Annotated in this window: 20 protein-coding genes; 10 read left to right on the forward strand and 10 right to left on the reverse strand. The window is 42.3% G+C overall.

The features are described from left to right. Positions 1–3 precede the first annotated feature (3 nt). The 8 genes from cyoE to AAC155_RS01805 form a co-directional block, all read right to left on the reverse strand. A complete protein-coding gene (gene cyoE / locus AAC155_RS01770) occupies positions 4–888 on the reverse strand; it encodes a heme o synthase (RefSeq protein ID WP_113040807.1) in 885 nt (294 codons plus the stop codon). A gap of 12 nt (positions 889–900) precedes the next feature. Next, the gene (locus tag AAC155_RS01775; protein WP_113040808.1) at positions 901–1,233 is read right to left on the reverse strand and encodes a cytochrome o ubiquinol oxidase subunit IV; all 333 of its coding nucleotides are present in this window, start codon (positions 1,231–1,233) and stop codon (positions 901–903) included. Next, positions 1,233–1,847 carry a cytochrome o ubiquinol oxidase subunit III gene (locus AAC155_RS01780; protein WP_112877923.1) on the reverse strand — a complete coding sequence of 205 codons (615 nt, stop codon included), beginning with the start codon at positions 1,845–1,847 and terminating at the stop codon, positions 1,233–1,235. The genes AAC155_RS01775 and AAC155_RS01780 overlap by 1 nt, the downstream gene beginning before the upstream one ends. Further along, the gene (gene cyoB / locus AAC155_RS01785; RefSeq protein ID WP_113040809.1) at positions 1,837–3,828 is read right to left on the reverse strand and encodes a cytochrome o ubiquinol oxidase subunit I; all 1,992 of its coding nucleotides are present in this window, start codon (positions 3,826–3,828) and stop codon (positions 1,837–1,839) included. Before cyoB ends, AAC155_RS01780 begins: the two co-directional genes overlap by 11 nt. Before the next feature lie 4 nt (positions 3,829–3,832). Continuing rightward, positions 3,833–4,768 (reverse strand): cytochrome o ubiquinol oxidase subunit II, encoded by a 936-nt coding sequence (cyoA, locus tag AAC155_RS01790; protein ID WP_113040810.1) that lies wholly within the window; start codon positions 4,766–4,768, stop codon positions 3,833–3,835. Positions 4,769–5,117: 349 nt separating this feature from the next. Then, positions 5,118–5,879 carry a nucleoside-specific channel-forming Tsx family protein gene (locus AAC155_RS01795; protein ID WP_113040811.1) on the reverse strand — a complete coding sequence of 254 codons (762 nt, stop codon included), beginning with the start codon at positions 5,877–5,879 and terminating at the stop codon, positions 5,118–5,120. A gap of 250 nt (positions 5,880–6,129) precedes the next feature. Continuing rightward, a complete protein-coding gene (ampG, locus tag AAC155_RS01800; RefSeq protein WP_113040812.1) occupies positions 6,130–7,608 on the reverse strand; it encodes a muropeptide MFS transporter AmpG in 1,479 nt (492 codons plus the stop codon). A gap of 53 nt (positions 7,609–7,661) precedes the next feature. Then, positions 7,662–8,240, reverse strand: a complete 579-nt coding sequence (locus tag AAC155_RS01805) for a lipoprotein (RefSeq protein ID WP_112894573.1) — start codon at positions 8,238–8,240, stop codon at positions 7,662–7,664. Between the two features lie 243 nt (positions 8,241–8,483). Between AAC155_RS01805 and bolA the strand changes: the two genes are divergently transcribed. The 10 genes from bolA (at position 8,484) to AAC155_RS01855 (ending at position 19,118) form a co-directional block, all read left to right on the forward strand. Continuing rightward, on the forward strand, positions 8,484–8,798 hold the full coding sequence (bolA, locus tag AAC155_RS01810; RefSeq protein WP_112877929.1) for a transcriptional regulator BolA: 315 nt from the start codon (positions 8,484–8,486) through the stop codon (positions 8,796–8,798). A gap of 378 nt (positions 8,799–9,176) precedes the next feature. Then, on the forward strand, positions 9,177–10,481 hold the full coding sequence (gene tig / locus AAC155_RS01815; RefSeq protein WP_113040813.1) for a trigger factor: 1,305 nt from the start codon (positions 9,177–9,179) through the stop codon (positions 10,479–10,481). 273 nt (positions 10,482–10,754) lie between these two features. Continuing rightward, a complete protein-coding gene (gene clpP, locus AAC155_RS01820) occupies positions 10,755–11,378 on the forward strand; it encodes an ATP-dependent Clp endopeptidase proteolytic subunit ClpP (RefSeq protein ID WP_058588443.1) in 624 nt (207 codons plus the stop codon). Between the two features lie 43 nt (positions 11,379–11,421). Then, complete coding sequence (locus AAC155_RS01825; RefSeq protein WP_262405099.1) at positions 11,422–11,553, forward strand: hypothetical protein; 132 nt, start codon at positions 11,422–11,424, stop codon at positions 11,551–11,553. An 86-nt stretch (positions 11,554–11,639) separates the two neighbouring features. Next, the gene (gene clpX, locus AAC155_RS01830; RefSeq protein WP_011148007.1) at positions 11,640–12,911 is read left to right on the forward strand and encodes an ATP-dependent protease ATP-binding subunit ClpX; all 1,272 of its coding nucleotides are present in this window, start codon (positions 11,640–11,642) and stop codon (positions 12,909–12,911) included. A 208-nt stretch (positions 12,912–13,119) separates the two neighbouring features. Continuing rightward, complete coding sequence (gene lon, locus AAC155_RS01835; RefSeq protein WP_011148006.1) at positions 13,120–15,474, forward strand: endopeptidase La; 2,355 nt, start codon at positions 13,120–13,122, stop codon at positions 15,472–15,474. A gap of 228 nt (positions 15,475–15,702) precedes the next feature. After that, a complete protein-coding gene (gene hupB / locus AAC155_RS01840; RefSeq protein ID WP_011148005.1) occupies positions 15,703–15,978 on the forward strand; it encodes a nucleoid-associated protein HU-beta in 276 nt (91 codons plus the stop codon). A 177-nt stretch (positions 15,979–16,155) separates the two neighbouring features. Beyond that, positions 16,156–18,027, forward strand: coding sequence for a peptidylprolyl isomerase (gene ppiD, locus AAC155_RS01845; RefSeq protein ID WP_113040814.1), 1,872 nt, complete (start codon positions 16,156–16,158; stop codon positions 18,025–18,027). Positions 18,028–18,179: 152 nt separating this feature from the next. Further along, on the forward strand, positions 18,180–18,554 hold the full coding sequence (locus AAC155_RS01850; protein ID WP_112877935.1) for a ComEA family DNA-binding protein: 375 nt from the start codon (positions 18,180–18,182) through the stop codon (positions 18,552–18,554). A 156-nt stretch (positions 18,555–18,710) separates the two neighbouring features. Beyond that, positions 18,711–19,118 (forward strand): acyl-CoA thioesterase, encoded by a 408-nt coding sequence (locus tag AAC155_RS01855; RefSeq protein ID WP_112894567.1) that lies wholly within the window; start codon positions 18,711–18,713, stop codon positions 19,116–19,118. A 28-nt stretch (positions 19,119–19,146) separates the two neighbouring features. Here AAC155_RS01855 and queC read toward each other — a convergent pair whose 3' ends face one another. Beyond that, positions 19,147–19,845: a 7-cyano-7-deazaguanine synthase QueC gene (gene queC / locus AAC155_RS01860; protein ID WP_113040815.1), complete on the reverse strand. Its 699-nt coding sequence runs from the start codon at positions 19,843–19,845 to the stop codon at positions 19,147–19,149. 32 nt (positions 19,846–19,877) lie between these two features. Next, on the reverse strand, positions 19,878–20,930 hold the full coding sequence (locus AAC155_RS01865; protein ID WP_113040816.1) for a PLP-dependent cysteine synthase family protein: 1,053 nt from the start codon (positions 20,928–20,930) through the stop codon (positions 19,878–19,880). Positions 20,931–20,964: the final 34 nt, after the last annotated feature.

Here is a 20,964-nt window from a genome sequence, read left to right on the forward strand (position 1 = left end):
AAATTACCGGACGTAAGTTAGGAAGGCTTCTGAGGGCACATGTGGGTCAATAGACATCATGACACTCAGGGAAGTGATTGCCACAATGGAAAATATAAATAATTTACGAGCCCAAATGCGGTCATTATCAGTTTTGTAACCGGATAACGCCATTCCTAGCCACCAGACGCTCACTGCTGCTGCAACAACCAGATATTTGTAACCAGCGTAACCGCTGATGGCTAACATAAGGGTTGCAATCATAAATGCCAGGATATAAAGGATAATGTGGTTTTTCGCCACAGATATGCCTTTAATGACGGGCAGTACAGGAATATTGGCTGCCTGGTAATCTTTGAAACGAAAAATAGCAATGGCGTAGGAGTGCGGCATTTGCCACAGGCTGAAAATCAGTAACAGGATCAACGCGCCCGTATCAAACTGACCAGTTACTGCACAATAACCAATAACCGGAGGTGCAGCACCGGACAAACTGCCGATCAACGTGCCATAAACAGATTTCCTTTTCATATAGAGGCTGTAAACCCCTACATAGATGACAAAACCGATAATCGCTAATTGCATTGCTAAAGCATTGGCTGCTGCATAGAGCAGCACTATGCCAGCAATACCCAGTATTGATGCATAAATCAGGCTGATTTTCGGATCAATAAGCCCTTTTACAAGGACGCGGTTTTTTGTTCTTTCCATGATCCGATCGATGTCACGGTCAATGTAGTTGTTAAATACACAACCAGAAGCCACGACTAATGAAACGCCGAGCAGAGTCGAGATGAACAAAGGGTAATCAATCACCCCTTTCGAGGCGAGTAGAAAACCACCGATCACAGAAATTAAATTGCCGAAAATAATTCCTGGTTTAGTTACTTGCAGGTATTGCTTAATCATATATGCAGCTCTTTAATCAACCATCATATTAATGTTGAGGTTGTACATAATCCATAGTGAGCCAACAACAACAATACCGATAATCAAGATAGTGAACAGCAATGCGACTAAGTTCCAGCGCTCTTCTGACGAAGTGTTCATGTGCAGGAAGTAAATAAAATGAACAATAATCTGCACCACAGCCAGAGCGACTACTGTTGTCAGGATAGTCGTATGGGAGGCGGAACCATCCATTACTATCCAGAACGGAATCACTGTCAGGATGACCGAAAGAACAAAGCCGATCAGATAAGACTTTAGGCTACCGTGGCTAGCTCCAGTATGAGCGGTATTGGAATGACTCATTACATAGCTCCTAACAGATAAACAACGGTAAATACACAGATCCATACCACATCCAGGAAGTGCCAGAACAAGCTCAGGCAGTTCAGACGGGTTTTATTTACATCAGTTAAACCGCGGCGGGTTACTTGGATTATCATGATGATAATCCAGACCAGACCACAGGTAACGTGGATACCGTGAGTAGCAACCAGTGCGAAGAATCCGGACAAGAATGCACTGCGGTCAGGGCCGTGGCCGTCAACAATCAGGTGATGGAATTCGTACAATTCCATCGCCACGAAGCCAAGGCCGAACAGGAAAGTCATACCGAGCCAGGCGTTAACTTGGCCGACTTTTCCTTTGTTCATGCCTAACATGGCAAAGCCATAAGTGATACTACTGAATAACAGTAGGAAAGTTTCGACCAATACGAAAGAGAGGTCGAAAATCTCTTTACCCGATTTGCCGCCTGCGGTTCCGTTAACGAGTACTGCATAAGTCGCAAATAGACATGCGAACAAAATACAGTCACTCATCAAGTAGACCCAGAAACCGAATACTTTAGTGGCTCCCGCATCGTGGTGCCCGTGATGCTCGTGGGCATGATTGTGGTTAGTCATAGTTTCAGTTGACATGGTTCAGACCTGCCTTGCTAATTTGTTCATGGTGTTGATTCTCAATTTGCTCAACTTCAGCAACGGGTACGTAGTAATCAACATCTTCATCAAAGCTTTTTGCAATCCAAGTGATAATCATGCCCGCAAAGCCTGCGATAGCTAGCCACCAGATATGCCAAATCATGGCGAAACCAAACAGCAAGCTGAAGCCAGCAATAATTACACCCGCACCGGCATTTTTAGGCATATGAATTTCTTCATACTTAGCAGGACGTTTATAAGCTGTGCCTTTTTCTTTCATATCCCACCATGCATCACGCGCTTGCACATGTGGAACGTCAGCAAAGTTATAAAACGGTGGTGGAGAAGATGTTGCCCACTCCAGAGTACGCCCGCCCCAAGGGTCGCCGGTCAGGTCACGGTTTTGGTCACGGTCACGGATACTAACGTAGAATTGAATGACCTGACACAGGATACCAACGGCAATCAGTGCAACACCAATCGCGGAGACGACCAGCAGAGTATGGAATTCAGGGTTGATATCTTGGCTAATACGACGAGTCATCCCCATAAAGCCGAGCGCGTAAACTGGCATAAAGGCGATAAAGAAGCCGATAATCCAGAACCAGAATGCGCGGATACCCCATTTTTCGTTCAGTGTGAAACCGAAAGCTTTCGGGAACCAGTAAGCAGTACCAGCAAAACAACCGAAGACAACACCACCGATAATAACGTTATGGAAGTGTGCGATCAGGAACAAGCTGTTATGCAGAACGAAGTTTGCGCCTGGAACTGCCAGCAGAACGCCAGTCATACCACCGATAGAGAAGGTGACGATGAAGCCAACGGTCCACAGCATCGGTGTTTTATACTCAATACGGCCTCGATACATTGTGAACAGCCAGTTGAAGATCTTAACGCCTGTCGGAATCGAGATAATCATGGTGGCTATGCCAAAGAAGGCGTTAACGTTCGCACCCGAGCCCATCGTAAAGAAGTGGTGCAGCCATACAATGAACGACAGTACGGTAATGGCAATGGTTGCCCATACCAGAGAAGTATAGCCGAACAGTCGTTTTTTCGAGAACGTCGCAGTCACTTCAGAGAAAACACCAAAGACCGGCAACACCAGAATGTAAACTTCAGGGTGACCCCAAGCCCATATCAGGTTGATGTACATCATCATGTTGCCACCCATATCATTGGTGAAGAAATGGGTGCCCATGTAGCGGTCAAAAGTTAGCAGGGCAATGGTCACTGTCAGAATCGGGAATGCGGCGATGATCAATACGTTAGTACAGAGTGCTGCCCAAGAGAATACAGGCATTTTCATCATGGACATGCCAGGAGCACGCATACGCAGGATCGTCGCAAAGAAGTTAACGCCTGTCAGCAAGGTACCAATGCCGGATATCTGAAGACTCCATATCCAATAATCGACCCCAACGCCTGGGCTATATTCTATACCTGAGAGCGGAGGATAAGCTAACCAGCCGGTCTGAGCGAATTCACCTACACCCAGAGAGATGTTAATCAGTGCAACGCCGACGACGAAAAACCAGAAGCTCAGTGAGTTCAGGAATGGGAATGCCACGTCACGAGCGCCGATCTGTAGTGGAACCACGACGTTCATCAGACCGACAACAAAAGGTGTCGCCATGAAGAAAATCATGATGACGCCGTGGGCGGTAAAAATCTGGTCATAGTGATGCGGTGGCAGGAAACCTGCTTCACTCGCAGAGGCGACAGCCTGCTGACCACGCATCATGATGGCATCGGCAAAGCCACGGAGCATCATGACCAGCGCCACGATAATGTACATAATACCGATTTTCTTGTGGTCAACGCTGGTTAACCACTCGCTCCATAGCCATTTCCATTTACGGAAATAGGTCAGGGCTCCGACAATTGCGAGCCCTGCTAAGAGAATCCCTGCAAGAGTAACCATGACAATGGGCTCATGCAGTGGGATTGCATCAAGTGTTAATTTTCCCAACATTACTTTATTCCTCAACTCCGGCATGAGCAGTTTCGCTCATATTCATGTTATGACCTGTCGTTGCACCGTGGCCGCCATGCATATTCATGTTGCCCATAAATTTGGCAATAATGTCTTGATACAGGTTAGGTTTAACGCTTGAGAAGTATTCAACCGGATGATTCTGGCTTTGTTTGGCTAACTCATCAAATGCTTGCATGGTATCCAAGGTTTTGGGAGAGGCTTTCACTTTTTGAACCCATTGTTCAAAACCTTCCCGATCTGCGGTAGCGGTAGCAGTAAATTTCATGCCAGAGAAGCCGTGACCACTATAGCTACTGGACAAACCTTTATAAACGCCAGGTTCATCGGCAATTAAGTGAAGTTTAGTCTGCATACCAGCCATTGCATAGATTTGACCACCTAATTGCGGGATGAAGAATGAGTTCATCACGGAATCAGAGGTGATTTTGAAGTTAATAGGCACTCCGGTAGGAAAAGCAATTTCGTTAACTGTAGCAATACCTTGCTCCGGGTAAACGAATAGCCATTTCCAATCAAGAGAGATGACTTCAATAGTTACGGGTTTTTCATCGCTAACCAGTGGTTTATATGGGTCAAGCTCGTGGGTTGTTTTCCAAGTAATGGTTGCTAAAATAATAATGATAATGATAGGAACGGTCCATACTACCAGCTCAATTTTATTTGAGTGCGCCCAGTTAGGGCGATAGGTAGCACTTCTGTTGGCTTCGCGGTAACGCAGGGCAAAAGTGAATGCCATGATGATTACCGGAATAACGATGATCAGCATCAGGCCAATAGCCGTGAGTATCAGCGTTTTTTGTTCAGCGCCGATGGCGCCTTTAGGGTTCATCAATACCATATCGCAGCCACTCAGCACAAGAGTAGCCGCTAGTATTGACAATATCCCAATACTTTTATTGTATTTCATAAGTCTCATCTAACGACTCCAAATAACAAAAGCTCTATTGTCGTTTCATCAGTGCGGGCATTCTACGGTAAGGCTACTGGAGTGTAAACATTTGTAATAGTTAGTTGAGGGGTTGTTACCCTTTATGTCGATGGGATCACATGCAAGTGGAGGATTAATCAGAAGTTAGCTTGAAAAGGTTATTTAATTGTAACGAAATAGGGCGGAAATACGAATTTATACTAAAGTTATTTTATATTTTTTAGAGAAGAGGAAAAAAATATAAAAATTTGCTTTAAAAATTTCCGCCGCGGCCATTTTATTTAAGAATTAAATTAATTGTGAGCCACTTTTGGTAGCTCACAATTAAAATCAATAATTAGAAATTATATTTGATAGTGTAAACAATCCCATCCTGCCAGAAGTCTTCACCCAGTTTATGATCGGCATATCGATATTGAATGCCAGTTGTGAAGGATTTGTGAGGTGTCCACCATAACGCTATTGCACCATTGGTACCATTCCGTCCACCGTTGCCGTAGCGTTCATTTCGATTAAGTTCTATTTCATTCCAGTTAGTTATGCTGAATTTTTCTTCCCAGAGTTGAAAGTCGTAACCCGCAACCCAACCAACGACATAGCCGTTATTACCGGAGTAGAAAGTTTGGTCAACATAGTGCAGCGCCACAAACGGTTTGAACCAGACACCAGCGAAATCAGTGTTGTAGCCAATACCATAGAGGGTATTTACCTCATGGAAGTTCCCGCCATGTGCTGTACCTGGGAGCGAATAAGTACCATAAACATGACCATAGAGATTGAAACCTGTATCAGCCAGATAAAAGCGACCGGTTGTTTTAAAAGTGTATCTTTGGTTATCCCCTGGTTCAGCATGCTGATTGTTGAAAGCATTTTCCAGATCAAAGAACCCGTATAGTTCACCCCAGTTAAATCCGGCTCCGCCTTCCAGTTCTAAGTAGGCAAAGTCGTCTTTATGAGAGGTTTGCCCTGACTTGTGTGTGGTATGGCTAGTCCAGTCGAGGTAGTTCATGCTGATATTAGCAAAGCCCCCTTGATATTCAGCATAAGCTGGAACTGAGACGGTGGTGAATAAAGCAGTAGCCAGAATGGTTGTTCTCATAAATTTCTCTAACGCATCCATGAAAAGAGGTTTTGGGTTTCAAAGCTATATTAAATAACCCTTAAAATGGTAGTCTGATTCTACGCGGATATGAATATTGAACAATCAAATAATTACTCGAAAATAGCACTTTTGGGCAAATGACTATTTGAAGTGTGATCGCTATCACTTAACTATTTAAAAAGAGGGCAGAGATATCAAAGGCTGACCGTCGTCAACCTTTAATAAATTAACTTAATGTTTTCGCCTTTTAAGCCAATTTGTTCCTTCTTAATGCGAGATAATCTAGAAAGCTACCGAGAATGATGCCTGTGATACCAATCTGTGCTGCCCATAATAGCAATGTTTCGGCCAGATAAGGTGCATGAGTCCAGTTAAGAGCATTGGTGGTGATGGTAAATAACCAGAATGTGAGCAAGATGCTTGCTAATGATAGTAAGCCAAGCGCTAGACGATAGGAATTTTTGAATTCAGTACGTGGCATAAAATCGTTAGTTCGCTGGGTATAAACCAGAGTCTGGCGGCAGATAAATAACAGTAATAAGCCTGGAACAGAGGCCGCTATAGAGAATAGATAGAAGTTTGGCCAGCCATGTAATTCAACGAACCAACCCGCAATTGGGCCGACATAGACTCGTCCAACAGCAGATAAAGCAGATAATAAAGCAAATTGTGTTGCAGAGAACGATTTATGACATAACGCCATAAGTAAGGCAACAAATGCAGCGGTTCCCATTCCGCCACAGATATTTTCCAGAAAAATGGCGCTGCCCATAGTGTAGATATTTTTGTCAGTAATGGATAACAGCCAGTATCCAATATTGGAAATCGCTTGCAGGATGCCAAAGATCATGAGTGAGCGGAATAAACTCCATCGTTGCATTAAATAACCACCATATAATGCACCAACGATAGTTGCTGCTAATCCCAGCGTTTTGTTGATCATTCCAACTTCACCAGCATCAAAGCCAATACCTCGGATAAGAAATGGGGTACTTAGGCTGGCAGCAAAGGCATCTCCCATTTTATACATGACAATTAACAGTAGTATCAGCCATGCATTATTGCGATTAAAAAAATCGACTAATGGCTCTATTGCGGCTTGCTGGAGTGTTTTTGGTGACGGAGCGTCAATTTCAGGCTCTCTAGCTTTTAACGTCGCATAGACGCCAATCAGCATCAGTCCAGCCATCAACCAGTAGGTGTGTTGCCAGCCAATATAGCGGTCTGCGATCCATAATGCTAACCCGCCTGAAACTAACATGGCTAATCGATAACCAAATACCGAAACGGCAGCACCTACACCCCGCTCTTCGCTACTCAATAAATCGGTTTTATAAGCATCAAAGACGATATCCTGTGATGCAGAACAGAAAGCGACGGTTACTGCCAGTGTGGCTAGCCACCATAAATGTTGAGATGGCTGGAGAAAGCCCATTGCCGCGATACTGGCTATAAGTAATAACTGTGTAACAAGTAGCCAACCACGGCGACGTCCAAGAAAAGGGGGGATAAAGCGGTCCATAAAAGGGGACCAAAGAAATTTGAAAACATACGCTTGGCCGACAAGAGAAAAAAAGCCAATTGTTTTCAGATCAACGTCTTCAACGGTCATCCATGCTTGCAGGGTGCTGGCGGTCAATGCGAGCGGTAAACCAGAAACAAAGCCGAGTAAAAGCAGAATTCGTGAATTATGTTGGGTAAAAACGGTGAGATAACGATAAGACATGTGCCTCCCAAAACCCTGCCCTTTGCGGGCAGAGTAAATAATTAATCCTTTAATTAGCGAGCATTTTGTTTGATGAAATTACTGACGGAAGGATCTTGAGCCATATCTGCTATGACTTCTGATAATACAGTATTGACTGCATCAGCAATTTTCTCATTAGTTGCGCCTAAAGGACCTTGTACATTGTAACTAGTGCGGTAATTCTTAACTTGTTTACTGCCATTTTGCGCTGTACTAATGATGGAAATATCGGCTTTTGTTGAAATATTATGGCGCAGGCTACCTTCTTTAACGTCTGCATATAAATTGTTCACAATAATTTGCAGATTGGCATTGGCTGGAGAGCCAATCATATAACCACGAGCGGTCATCTGTTTTTCCAGGATTTCCTGGAGTAGAAAGCGCAGATCACGGGATGGTTTCAGTATTTCCAGCTTTGCATTGCGGTTAACTTGAGCAAGTGTTTGAGACTGACGATTGTCGGCACCGCTAATACTGATGGTAATCGCACCCATCGTTGGGTCTGCTGTTGGCAATGTAATTTTAGGTTCGATGGTCAGGGTATTGCTGGGAGCTGCACAGCCTGCAAGAAGAAAAAGTGCAATGAGTGGGAATAAAATTCTTTTCAACATGTTAATTTTCTCATCAGTGATAAGGATATCCAGTAATACTTATCAATAGCATAAATTACGTCAATAATAGCACTGCCTTTTGATCATGGCATATCTCTGATGGGGTAAACGCATATAAAAACCTTATGATGTAGGATTCGATTGAAAGATATTTTAATGCGTTGATGCTATAACTTATGGAGAATAGACTAAAATTATTAGTATGGTTGGTAGTACGACTACTGTGCGGTTAAGGGGAATGATATGGTGTATCAGGATATAGAAGAGAAATTACAGGTTGCATTTAATCCCTCATATCTTGAGGTCATTGATGAAAGTTATCGTCACAATGTACCCATAGGTTCTGAAAGCCATTTTAAGGTCGTAATCATCAGCAATAAATTTGCTGGTGAACGTATGCTAAACCGCCATCGTTCTGTTTACAGCGTATTATCGGCAGAATTGTCCGCAGGTGTTCATGCTTTGGCGTTGCATACCTATACAGAAAAAGAGTGGAATGAATTGCAGGATACTGTTTTGGCGTCACCGGCATGTCGTGGGGGTAATATTGTTGCCTGAAATCCGCTGATTGATGCTTAATTTGGGGCGTTTTCTTACACAACTGAATAAATCCAGTGAACGGTCTTCGGGCCGTTTTTACGTTTTATATATGATACATTTTGGATGCAAATTTAGCCGCTGAATAATCGTTATCCTGTGAAGTTGATGAATAGTTCGGGCTTTTTTCAGCAATTCTCGACTCACACCCTCTGCATCGCTATAATGTCGCGTCTAATTTTTAGAATGGTTTCGGGACGCTTCTGACATCAGGGATTCTCGGTTTTTAAATGCGACCGCCCCGGTTCGTAGAGAGTGTTGCGATTGGTACATAAAATATGTGCTGGTTGTGTGGTCTCTGGAGTTGACCGAGCACTATGATTTTTTTGAGGTAAAAAAATGCAAGTTTCTGTTGAAACCACTCAAGGCCTTGGGCGTCGTGTGACAATCACCGTTCCTGCTGCCGATGTTGAGAAAGCAGTTAGTAGTGAGTTGGTCAATGTAGCAAAAAAAGTTCGTATCGATGGTTTCCGTAAAGGCAAAGTGCCTATGAACGTTGTTAAACAACGTTACGGTGCTTCTGTCATTCAGGACGTTCTGAGTGATCTGATGCAACGTAACTTTATTAATGCAATCATCGAACAAAAAATTAATCCAGTAGGTGCGCCAAGTTATGCACCAGAACAATTCAAAAATGGTGAAGATTTCACTTACTCTGTAGAGTTTGAAGTTTATCCAGAAATTGAATTGAAAGATCTGGAATCTATTGAAGTTGAAAAGCCCGTTGTTGAAGTAAAAGGCGAAGATGTTGATGCAATGCTGGAAACATTGCGTAAGCAGCAGGCTAATTGGAAAGAAACTGAAGAAGCTGTTGGTGCAGAAGATCGTGTGACTGTTGACTTCAATGGTTCTATCGATGGTGAAGAGTTTGAAGGTGGTAAGGCTTCTGATTTTGTTCTGGCTATGGGGCAGGGTCGTATGATCCCAGGTTTTGAAGAGGGCATTATTGGCCATAAAGCTGGGGAAGAATTTACCATTGATGTGAATTTCCCAGAAGATTATCACGCTGAAAATCTGAAAGGCAAAGCTGCTAAGTTTGCAATCACGTTGAAAAAAGTGGAACAGCGTGAGCTGCCAGAGTTTAATGAAGAATTCATCAAACGTTTCGGTATTGCTGATGGCACTGTTGATGGTCTGCGTGCAGAAGTACGTAAAAATATGGAACGTGAACTGAAAAATGCAGTTCGTAACCGTATTAAATCTCAGGTTATCGAGGGATTAGTTAAAGTTAACGAAATCGAAGTTCCTGCTGCTGCTGTTGATAGCGAAATTGATGTTCTGCGCCGTCAATCTGCTCAGCGTTTCGGTGGCAATGAAAAACAAGCTTTGGAACTGCCTCGTGAACTGTTTGAAGAACAGGCTAAGCGTCGCGTTGTTGTTGGTTTGTTATTAGGCGAAGTTATCAGTAGTAATGAACTGAAAGCTGATGAAGAACGTGTTAAAGCATTAATTGAGGAAATGGCTTCTGCCTATGAAGCACCTCAAGAAGTGATCGAATTCTATGGTAAAAACCAAGAATTGATGAATAATGTTCGTAATGTTGCTTTAGAAGAACAAGCTGTTGAAGTTCTTCTGGGTAAAGCAAAAGTTTCTGAAAAAGAAACAACTTTCAATGAGTTAATGAATCAGAATCAAATGGCATAAGCTTTAGTTTTGTCATGAGATAATGAATTTATCATCTCAGTGAAATGAACCCGCAGATTAACCTGCGGGTTTTTTTATAAATTAAGAGGCAAGATTTTTCTTGAAAAAAGTGGGTTTACCCTCAGATCCTTTTTAATATTATGTATATGATTGCAAAATTTTTCAGGGGGGATTCCCCCTTGATTGGCTAACTTTGAATCATGGTCATCATCGCTTATCTCAAGTAGAATTGGTTATGAATGGCACCAACATGAATTCTATTAGGAGACGAAAATGTCATATAGCGACAAGCGGGATCAATATGCGCCTCACATGGCTTTGGTGCCGATGGTAGTTGAACAGACTGCTCGTGGAGAACGTTCATACGATATCTATTCTCGCTTATTAAAGGAGCGTATTATTTTCCTGACCGGTCAGGTTGAAGATCACATGGCAAATCTGGTTGCAGCTCAGATGTTGTTTCTTGAAGCAGAGAATCCGGAAAAAGATATTTTCTTATATATCAATTCACCAGGTGGTGTGATTACTGCGGGAATGTCCATCTATGATACGATGCAGTTTATTAAACCGGATGTCAGTACTATTTGTATGGGGCAGGCATGTTCAATGGGAGCATTCTTGTTGACTGCTGGGGCAAAGGGAAAACGTATCTGTTTGCCAAATTCCCGGGTTATGATTCATCAGCCATTAGGCGGTTTCCAGGGGCAAGCTACAGATATTGAAATTCATGCTCAGGAAATACTGAAAGTAAAATCGCGTATGAATGAATTGATGGCAAAACATACGGGAAGACCTATTGAAGAGATCGCGAAAGATACAGAACGTGATCGTTTCTTGTCAGCAGACGAAGCCGTAGAATATGGATTGGTTGATAAGATTTTCACCCATCGCGATTAATTTATTATTCCCAGAAGCTATAATATACCCTATGGATTTCAAGATGCATCGAGATGGCAGAGAGCGAATCCCCGGGAGCATAGGTAATTATGTGACCGGGGTGAGTGAGTGCAGCCAACAAAGAGGCGACTTGAAAGATAACGGGTATATAAACATTCGGCTTACCACTTGGTAAGGCTATGACGTTCGGGGTAATAGCAGAAGTTTCCTGCTTTGCCAGACGAATCTGGGTGAGCAGTTGATAAAGTGAGGTTGTGACTGATGACAGATAAGCGCAAAGACGGTTCAGGAAAGCTGCTGTATTGCTCTTTCTGCGGGAAAAGCCAACATGAAGTGCGAAAATTGATTGCTGGCCCGTCAGTGTATATCTGCGATGAATGTGTGGATTTATGTAACGACATCATTCGCGAAGAAATTAAAGAGCTTGTACCACATCGTGAGCGTAATGCATTACCAACGCCTCATGAAATTCGTCAGCATTTGGATGACTATGTGATTGGTCAGGAAACGGCGAAAAAAGTGTTGGCGGTTGCTGTTTATAACCATTACAAGCGGTTACGTAATGGTGATACCAGTAACGGTGTTGAATTAGGTAAAAGTAATATCCTGCTGATTGGGCCGACAGGGAGTGGTAAAACACTATTGGCTGAAACATTGGCCCGTTATCTTGATGTTCCTTTTACTATGGCAGATGCGACTACGCTGACTGAAGCGGGATATGTGGGAGAAGACGTAGAAAACATTATTCAGAAATTACTGCAAAAATGTGACTACGATGTGCAAAAAGCTCAGCGCGGTATTGTTTACATTGATGAAATTGACAAGATTTCACGTAAATCTGATAACCCGTCAATTACTCGGGATGTTTCAGGTGAGGGTGTACAGCAAGCGCTGCTGAAATTGATTGAAGGTACAATTGCTGCGGTTCCTCCTCAGGGGGGGCGTAAACATCCACAACAGGAGTTTTTACAGGTAGATACCTCTAAGATCCTGTTTATTTGTGGTGGTGCGTTTGCAGGTCTGGATAAAGTGATTGGTCAGCGTCTAAATACCAGTACAGGTATTGGATTTAGTGCGAAAGTCAAAGGTGAGTCAGAAAAAGCGACTGAAGGCGAATTGCTTGCACAGGCTGAGCCAGAAGATCTCATCAAATTTGGTCTTATCCCTGAATTTATTGGGCGGTTACCTGTTGTTGCCACGCTCAGTGAATTGAGTGAGGAAGCGTTGATCCAGATTTTGAAAGAGCCTAAAAATGCGTTGACTAAGCAGTATCAAGCACTGTTTAACCTTGAAGGTGTTGATCTGGAATTCAGAAGTGAAGCCCTGACGGCTATTGCTAAGAAAGCAATGGTTCGTAAGACAGGTGCCCGCGGCCTGCGTTCTATCGTTGAAGGCGCATTGCTGGACACTATGTATGATCTGCCATCAATGGAAAACGTTGGGAAAGTTGTTGTAGATGAATCGGTTGTCAATGGTCAATCTGCGCCTTTACTGATTTACAGCAAACCGGATGCCCAGGTTTCTGGTGAATAATTGAGTCTAGGATAGGGAATTCGCTAAACGAGATATTATTAAATAAAATGAGGGGACTACCCTCATTTTATTTTTATTAAAGTATCATACTATTGAATGTCAAATTCCTGTCCCCATATATTTTATATTCTATGGAGTGAAACTCGTGAGAACCGCGTTTCACGAGATTCCCTAAAAACTGGCGAAAGCTAAACGAAGAGAGAGCTCTATGAATCTTGAGCGTTCCGAACGCATAGAAATCCCTGTATTGCCTCTGCGCGATGTGGTGGTTTACCCGCATATGGTGATCCCATTGTTTGTAGGGCGTGAGAAGTCTATTCACTGCCTAGAAGCAGCAATGGATCATGACAAACAGATCATGTTGGTTGCGCAAAAAGAAGCTTCAACTGATGAGCCAGGGGTTAATGACCTTTTCTCCGTTGGTACAGTAGCTTCTATTTTACAGATGTTAAAATTGCCTGACGGCACCGTAAAAGTGCTTGTCGAAGGGTTGAAACGTGCCCGCATTACAACTCTGACTGACAATGGCGAACATTTTTCTGCTCATGCTGAGTATCTTGACTCACCGATCGTTGATGAACGTGAGCAGGAAGTGATGATCAGGACAGCTATTAATCAGTTTGAAGGCTACATTAAGCTAAATAAAAAAATCCCGCCAGAGGTTTTGACTTCGCTACACAGTGTTGAAGATGCAGCTAAATTAGCTGATACAATTGCTGCGCATATGCCATTGAAACTCAGTGATAAACAGACTGTTTTGGAAATGTCTGATGTCGTTGAGCGTCTTGAATATCTGATGGCAATGATGGAATCAGAAATTGATTTGTTACAGGTAGAAAAGCGCATCCGTAACCGCGTGAAAAAACAAATGGAAAAAAGTCAGCGCGAGTACTACCTGAATGAGCAGATGAAAGCAATTCAAAAAGAACTGGGTGAAATGGATGATGCGCCTGATGAGTATGAAACTCTGAAGCGCAAAATTGAAGCGGCAAAAATGCCCAAAGAAGCTCGTGAAAAAGCCGAAGCTGAATTGCAAAAACTGAAAATGATGTCTCCTATGTCGGCGGAAGCGACAGTTGTCCGTAGCTATATCGATTGGATGGTGCAGGTTCCGTGGGTTGCTCGCAGTAAAGTTAAAAAAGATTTGGTTAAAGCTCAGGAAACTCTGGATACCGACCATTATGGTTTAGAGCGTGTGAAAGAGCGTATCCTTGAGTATCTAGCGGTACAAAGCCGAATTAGCAAAATTAAAGGACCGATTTTATGTCTGGTTGGTCCTCCTGGGGTGGGTAAAACCTCTTTAGGTCAGTCTATTGCACGAGCGACCGGGCGGAAATATGTGCGTATGGCATTGGGTGGGGTCCGTGATGAAGCGGAAATTCGTGGTCATCGCCGTACTTATATTGGCTCTATGCCGGGCAAATTGATTCAAAAAATGTCCAAGGTTGGAGTGAAAAATCCCCTATTCCTACTGGACGAGATTGATAAGATGTCGTCCGATATGCGTGGTGATCCAGCTTCTGCCTTATTGGAAGTTTTGGACCCAGAACAGAACGTGGCATTTAACGACCATTATCTGGAGGTCGATTATGATCTGTCAGATGTCATGTTTGTTGCAACATCCAACTCTATGAAGATTCCGGCACCATTGTTGGATCGCATGGAGATTATTCGTCTTTCCGGTTATACCGAAGATGAAAAGTTAAATATTGCCAAGCGTCATTTGCTGCCTAAGCAGATTGAACGTAATGCTCTGAAAAAAAATGAATTAACTGTTGATGACAGTGCTATTATTGGCATTATCCGTTACTACACTCGTGAAGCCGGAGTGCGTAGTTTAGAGCGAGAAATTTCTAAGCTGTGCCGTAAGACGGTGAAGACATTGTTAATGGATAAAAATTTAAAACATATTGAAATCAATTCAGATAACTTGAAAGATTATCTGGGTGTTCAACGTGTGGATTATGGTCGTGCAGATACAGAAAACCGTATTGGTCAGGTCACAGGGCTTGCATGGACTGAGGTTGGTGGTGATTTACTGACCATTGAAACCGCGTGTGTTCCGGGGAAAGGTAAACTAACCTATACCGGCTCACTCGGTGAGGTTATGCAGGAATCCATTCAGGCAGCATTAACAGTTGTTCGTGCTCGTGCTGATAAGTTGGGTATCAACTCTGATTTCTATGAGAAACGGGATATTCATGTCCACGTTCCGGAAGGTGCGACGCCAAAAGATGGCCCAAGTGCGGGTATCGCCATGTGTACAGCATTGGTCTCCTGCCTGACCGGTAATCCAGTTCGGGCGGATGTTGCTATGACGGGCGAAATCACGTTGCGTGGTTTAGTTCTGCCAATCGGTGGCTTGAAAGAGAAACTATTAGCTGCCCATCGAGGTGGAATTAAAACAGTCTTAATTCCGGAAGAGAATAAACGTGATCTGGAAGAAATTCCCCAGAACATTGTTGCAGATCTACAGATCCATCCAGTTAAACGTATTGAAGATGTTTTGGCTATTACATTGCAGGACCCTGTGTTTGGCGCAGAATTAGTGTCAGTCAAATAGTACAAAAATAGTGAACTTTTTCAATAAGTATGAATGAAATATAGGCTGGTAAGTGAATTCAGGCTTACCAGCCTTTTTATATTATTAACTTGGATAAACTGCTTAATAAATATTTTGTTGTCTTATGATTTCTTGCCAATATCGGAAAGGATTGATATAACGGCACTGCTATCGGGTTATCCGTTGGGATTCTGATGCGGTAGTAAAAACTATATGGGGATGATAAGAGTGAATAAATCACAACTGATCGACAAAATTGCTGCTGACTCTAATATTTCTAAAGCAGCTGCGGGGCGTGTAGTAGATGCATTCATTTCTTCTGTAACGGGTGCATTGAAGGATGGTGATGATGTTGCTCTGGTGGGATTCGGTACTTTTGCTGTTCGTGAACGTTCTGCACGTACAGGCCGTAACCCTCAAACAGGAAAAGAGCTCAAAATTGCTGCGGCTAAAGTACCTGCTTTCCGTCCAGGTAAAGGTTTGAAAGACGCTGTTAATGGGTGACACGAACCAAATATTGTTTATCAGTCCTTGTTATATTGGCAAACATAGACTGACGAGATAGGTTTGGTAAGTTAAAATAGAAGCGCATCAATTGATTGGTGCGCTTTTTTTCTCTTAGCGCTTGAATTAGCGTAATATGGTATTTTCAATTTCACCAAAGCGGAGTTTTGCCTCTTTATGATGGACAACCTACGCACGGCGGCAAACAGTCCTGTGCTTAAAATCGTGCTGGCTCTCATTATCCTGTCTTTTGTTTTGACGGGAGTTGGGGGCTACCTGACAAGTGGAGCTGGTAGTTATGCTGCCGAAGTGAATGGTCAGACTATCAGTCGTGTTGAATTGGAGAGGGTGTTTCAGCAAGAGAGAGACACCTTGAAAGATCAATTGGGAGATAAATTCTCTGTGTTGGCAAGTGACGAACAAAGCATGAAGCAGATTCGTAATCAGGCTTTGGAGCGTCTAATTAATAATGTATTAATTGAACAATATTCCCGTGAATTAGGTTTATCTGCCAGTGATGAGCAAGTTAAGGATTTTATCCGAAATACTTCTTACTTTCAGATAAATGGTAAATTTGATAACAACAAATATCTGGAGTTGCTCAACCGTTCCAATATGAGTCCGGATCTTTTTGCTGAACAAACACGCCAGAATTTAGTTAATCAACAATTAATTATGGCTTTTTCTGGTAGTGAAATAGCCTTGCCGAGTGAAGTGAAACTCAATGCTGAATTGTTTTTGCAACAGAGAACTGCCCGTTTGGCTACACTGGAGCTGAAGAAAATTCAGGCGCAGCAGGAAGTAACAGATAAAGATTTGCAAGATTACTATAATCTGAATAAGAGCAGCTTTATTGCTCCTGAGGAAGTGAAAGTCAGCTATATCAAAATGGATGCTGTAGATGAAATGAATAAGGTTTCGGCTACGTCTGCTGACATTGATGCTTACTATGAGCACAACTTAAAACGCTATACACAACCAGAGCAGAAAAAGTACAGTTTAATTCAGCTTGCAACTGAAGCTGAGGCTAAAACAGTAGTTGATGAGTTAAATAAAGGGGCTGATTTTGGTAAATTGGCGGCTGAAAAGTCCACCGATAAATTTTCAGCGAAAAATCACGGTGATATCGGCTGGATGGAAGAAGATGCTCTTCCTGAAGAGTTGAGACAAGCTAATTTAAAAGAGAAAGGCCAAATTTCTTCTTTGGTTAAGGTTCCTAATGGTTTCGCTATTTTCCATTTGGATGATATTAAACCTCAAATAATTAAACCCTTATCTGAAGTTCGCTCTGAAATTGAAAAAACGGTTAAGCAAGAAAAAGCAGTAGATGCTTTCTATGCTCTGCAACAGAAAGTCAGTGATGCTGCTACCAGCGATAATGAATCTTTAGCTGCTGCTGAGGAAATTTCAGGTATTAAGGTTGTGACGACTGATTGGTTTGATCGTAATCATGTGCCGGCAGAGATTAACTTTAGTTCTGTCATTCATGCCATTTTTGAAGGCAATCTTGTTGATGGGCAGGGGCCAACAGGAACTAACTCTGATGTTATCTCCGTTGAAGGTGATCGTGCATTTGTTCTGCGTGTAGACAATTATAAACCAGAAACAGTACAACCCTTCGAAAAAGTTAAAGAACAGGTTACTGAACTGGTTAAACGTCAGAAAGCTGAAAAACAACTTCAAGTCGAAAGCGATAAGTTACTGGCCGCCTTAAAAGAAGGTAAAGGTGAGCAAGCTTTGAAAAATGCAGGTATTCAGTTTGGTGAGTCCCAGGTTATTCAGCGTACATCTCAAGATAATATGTTAGTTAATGCAGTGTTCGCGTTACCACAGCCAAAAGAAGGTCAGGCAGAATATGGTTTGACGAAAAATAGTTTGGATGACGTTGTGCTGATTCAACTGGATAAAGTGACTCCAGGTGTTGTATCGGAGGAACAAATTAAAAGCATGACGGGTGTTTACCAGAGTGAAATGGGTAACGCTATGCTGGAATCTTTGCTGATAAGTCTGCGTGAAAAAGCCAAAATTAAGTTAGGTCATATCGAATAAAAATTTGCGGAGAGTATCGCAAATATCTTTGTAATTATCTTGTCAATAAAGGCCGCTTTCGCGGCCTTTCGCATATCTGATCTTCGTCCATTGTGCTCAAATTTATCTGTGGCAATCTTTTTCTCGCTAATAAAACATGGAGGAATTCATATATGAAAAAATCGGGAATTTTATCTGTTCTGGTTGCTGGCTTGCTTTATGCGTGTGGCGGACAATTTGCGATTGCCGCCGAACAAGTAAAAGACAAAGTAGCTAAAACAGTCAGTACTACCAGCCATTCTTCATCAGAAAAGCAGCTACAGCAGCAGGAAGCTTTGAAAGTAGAGGAAAAAGGAAAGGTGAATATTAATACTGCAAGTGCAGAAGAGTTAGCAAAAGCACTGAATGGTATTGGAGTAAAAAAAGCACAGGGGATTGTTGAATATCGGGAAAAACATGGTGCATTTACTACGGTGGAACAATTACAAGAGGTTCAGGGAATAGGGCCAGTTTTCGTTGAACGAAACAGAAATAAGTTAAGCTACTAGTATATATCTCCCTCATCCTTATTCATGATTTATTTTGTGAATGAGGATGTTGTGATCAAGGTTGCAAATAAATCACTTTAATTAGTATGAATTTTTTGTTTTGCTATTGTGAAATCAACTTGATCAGACGAGTGACGTTAACATTAAGGCAATATTATGAGTTCAGTTATAAAAGTTCATGGTTATCATATAGATTTATTTCAACATGTGAACAATGCTCGCTACTTGGAATTTCTAGAAAGTGCTCGATGGGAGTGGCTGCATAAACACTCTGTAGTGGAATGGATACAGAAAAACAATGTTGGGTTTGCAGTGGTTAATATTAATATTAATTATCGCAGTTCAGCGGTTCTTGGTGATGAATTAGAGGTGGATTGTCGGTTGACGGAGCTGAGAAACAGAAGTGGCGTATTTTCTCAGGAAATTATACGCAAGAGGAATAATCAACTCATTGCAGATGCTAAAACTACGTTTGTCTGGATTGATAGAAAAACACAAAGAGCTTTGTCTATTGAAGGTGAATTACGTGAAATAATGGGAGTTTTGGTGAAAACAGGACAATGAGAGGAAAAAGCTCTCATTGCCATTTGGATTAAACTAAATGTGTTTTTGCTTTCATTTCAGTCATAATTTTCTCAGGCGCATTGAGATATTGTTCTAATCCGTTAGCTCTGAGATGACAAGCTGCACATGTACCACACCCATTACCTTGAATACCGTTGTAGCAAGTCAATGTCTGACTACGAACAAAGTCTAAGTGCTGGTAGTAGTCGGACAATGCCCAAGTTTCAGCTTTGTTGAGCCACATCAATGGCGTCTCAAAGCGGATATCACGGGCAATGCCAAGGCTTACTGCTTTATTCAGTGCCTTGACAAATTCATCACGGCAATCAGGGTAGCCGGAAAAATCAGTTTCGCATACGCCGGTAATGACTGCTTTGGCTTCAACTTGGTAAGCATATATAGCAGACAGCGTCAGGAATAAGATATTACGGCCAGGGACAAATGTACTGGGTATGGCACTTTTTTCACTTTCATTGTAATCGGGAACAGGAATATTATCACGAGTCAGACTGCTGAGAGCCAATTCGTTAAGTAATGTGACATCCAATACTTTATGTGCGACAGCACCAAGAGAATGACTGATATTACGTGCAACATCAATTTCGGCACGATGGCGCTGACCATAATCAAAAGTGACACAATGTACTTCATCATATTGATTAATTGCCTGAATCAGGCAGGTAGTGGAATCTTGCCCCCCACTGAATACAACAACAGCTCGTCTCATTGTAACATCCTCATTGGAATAAAATGGTCATGTTACTTATAACTACAGAAATTGGGTAGTTGTTTGAGATAAGGTGAGATATCGCCGATGTTATTTTTTACCCAATCTGGATTGTAGTAAGTATCGAGATAACGTTCACCACTGTCGCACAGTAAAGTTACTATTGCACCTTGTTCTCCACGGTCATGCATTTGGTTAGCAAGCAGAAGCGCTCCCCAGACATTAGTCCCCGTAGATGCGCCAACTTTTCTGCCTAGTAATTTTTCCAACCAGTAAATTGTTGCAATGCTGGCGCAATCGGGTATTTGGATCATGTCATCAATGACTGAGGGAATAAAAGAAGGCTCTGCTCTAGGGCGGCCAATACCCTCAATCTTGCTGCTATAATTGCCACGAATATCACAGCAATTTTGACGGTAATAGTCATAAAATATAGAGTTTTCTGGATCGACAACAATTAGTTTAGTGTTATGCCCTTGGTAACGGATATAGCGTCCTAAAGTTGCAGAAGTTCCCCCAGTACCAGCGCTCATAACAATATAATCTGGTTCAGGAAATGGTTCCATTTGCATCTGGCGAAAAATACTTTCAGCAATATTGTTGTTACCTCGCCAGTCTGTTGCTCGTTCGGCGTAGGTAAATTGATCCATATAATGACCATTTAGTTCTTTCGCTAGTCGTTCTGACTCGTCATATATTTGTGCTGAATGGTTAACAAAATGGCATTTACCACCATAAAATTCAATTTCCTGAATTTTACGTTTCGCAGTGTATGAGGGCATAACAGCAATAAAAGGTAGCCCAAGCAGGCGGGCAAAATAGGCTTCGGATACAGCAGTGCTACCCGATGAGGATTCAATAACCGGGGTACCTTCCTTTATCCAACCATTACTAAGTGCGTAAAGGAATAAAGAACGAGCAAGCCTATGTTTCAGACTGCCGGTTGGATGGGTGCTTTCATCTTTTAGATATAAATGGATACCTGGAAAAACTGGCAAATTAAGGAGGATAAGATGAGTGTCAGAGCTGCGTTGATGGTCTGCTTGAATCTCTCTGATTGCCTTGGTGGTCCAACTGTGTGACATTAATTATTAACTCTATAATTTAAAAATAATTGGC

The sequence above is a fragment of the Photorhabdus sp. HUG-39 genome, from assembly GCF_963878365.1.
GTDB classification, from domain to species: domain Bacteria; phylum Pseudomonadota; class Gammaproteobacteria; order Enterobacterales; family Enterobacteriaceae; genus Photorhabdus; species Photorhabdus kayaii.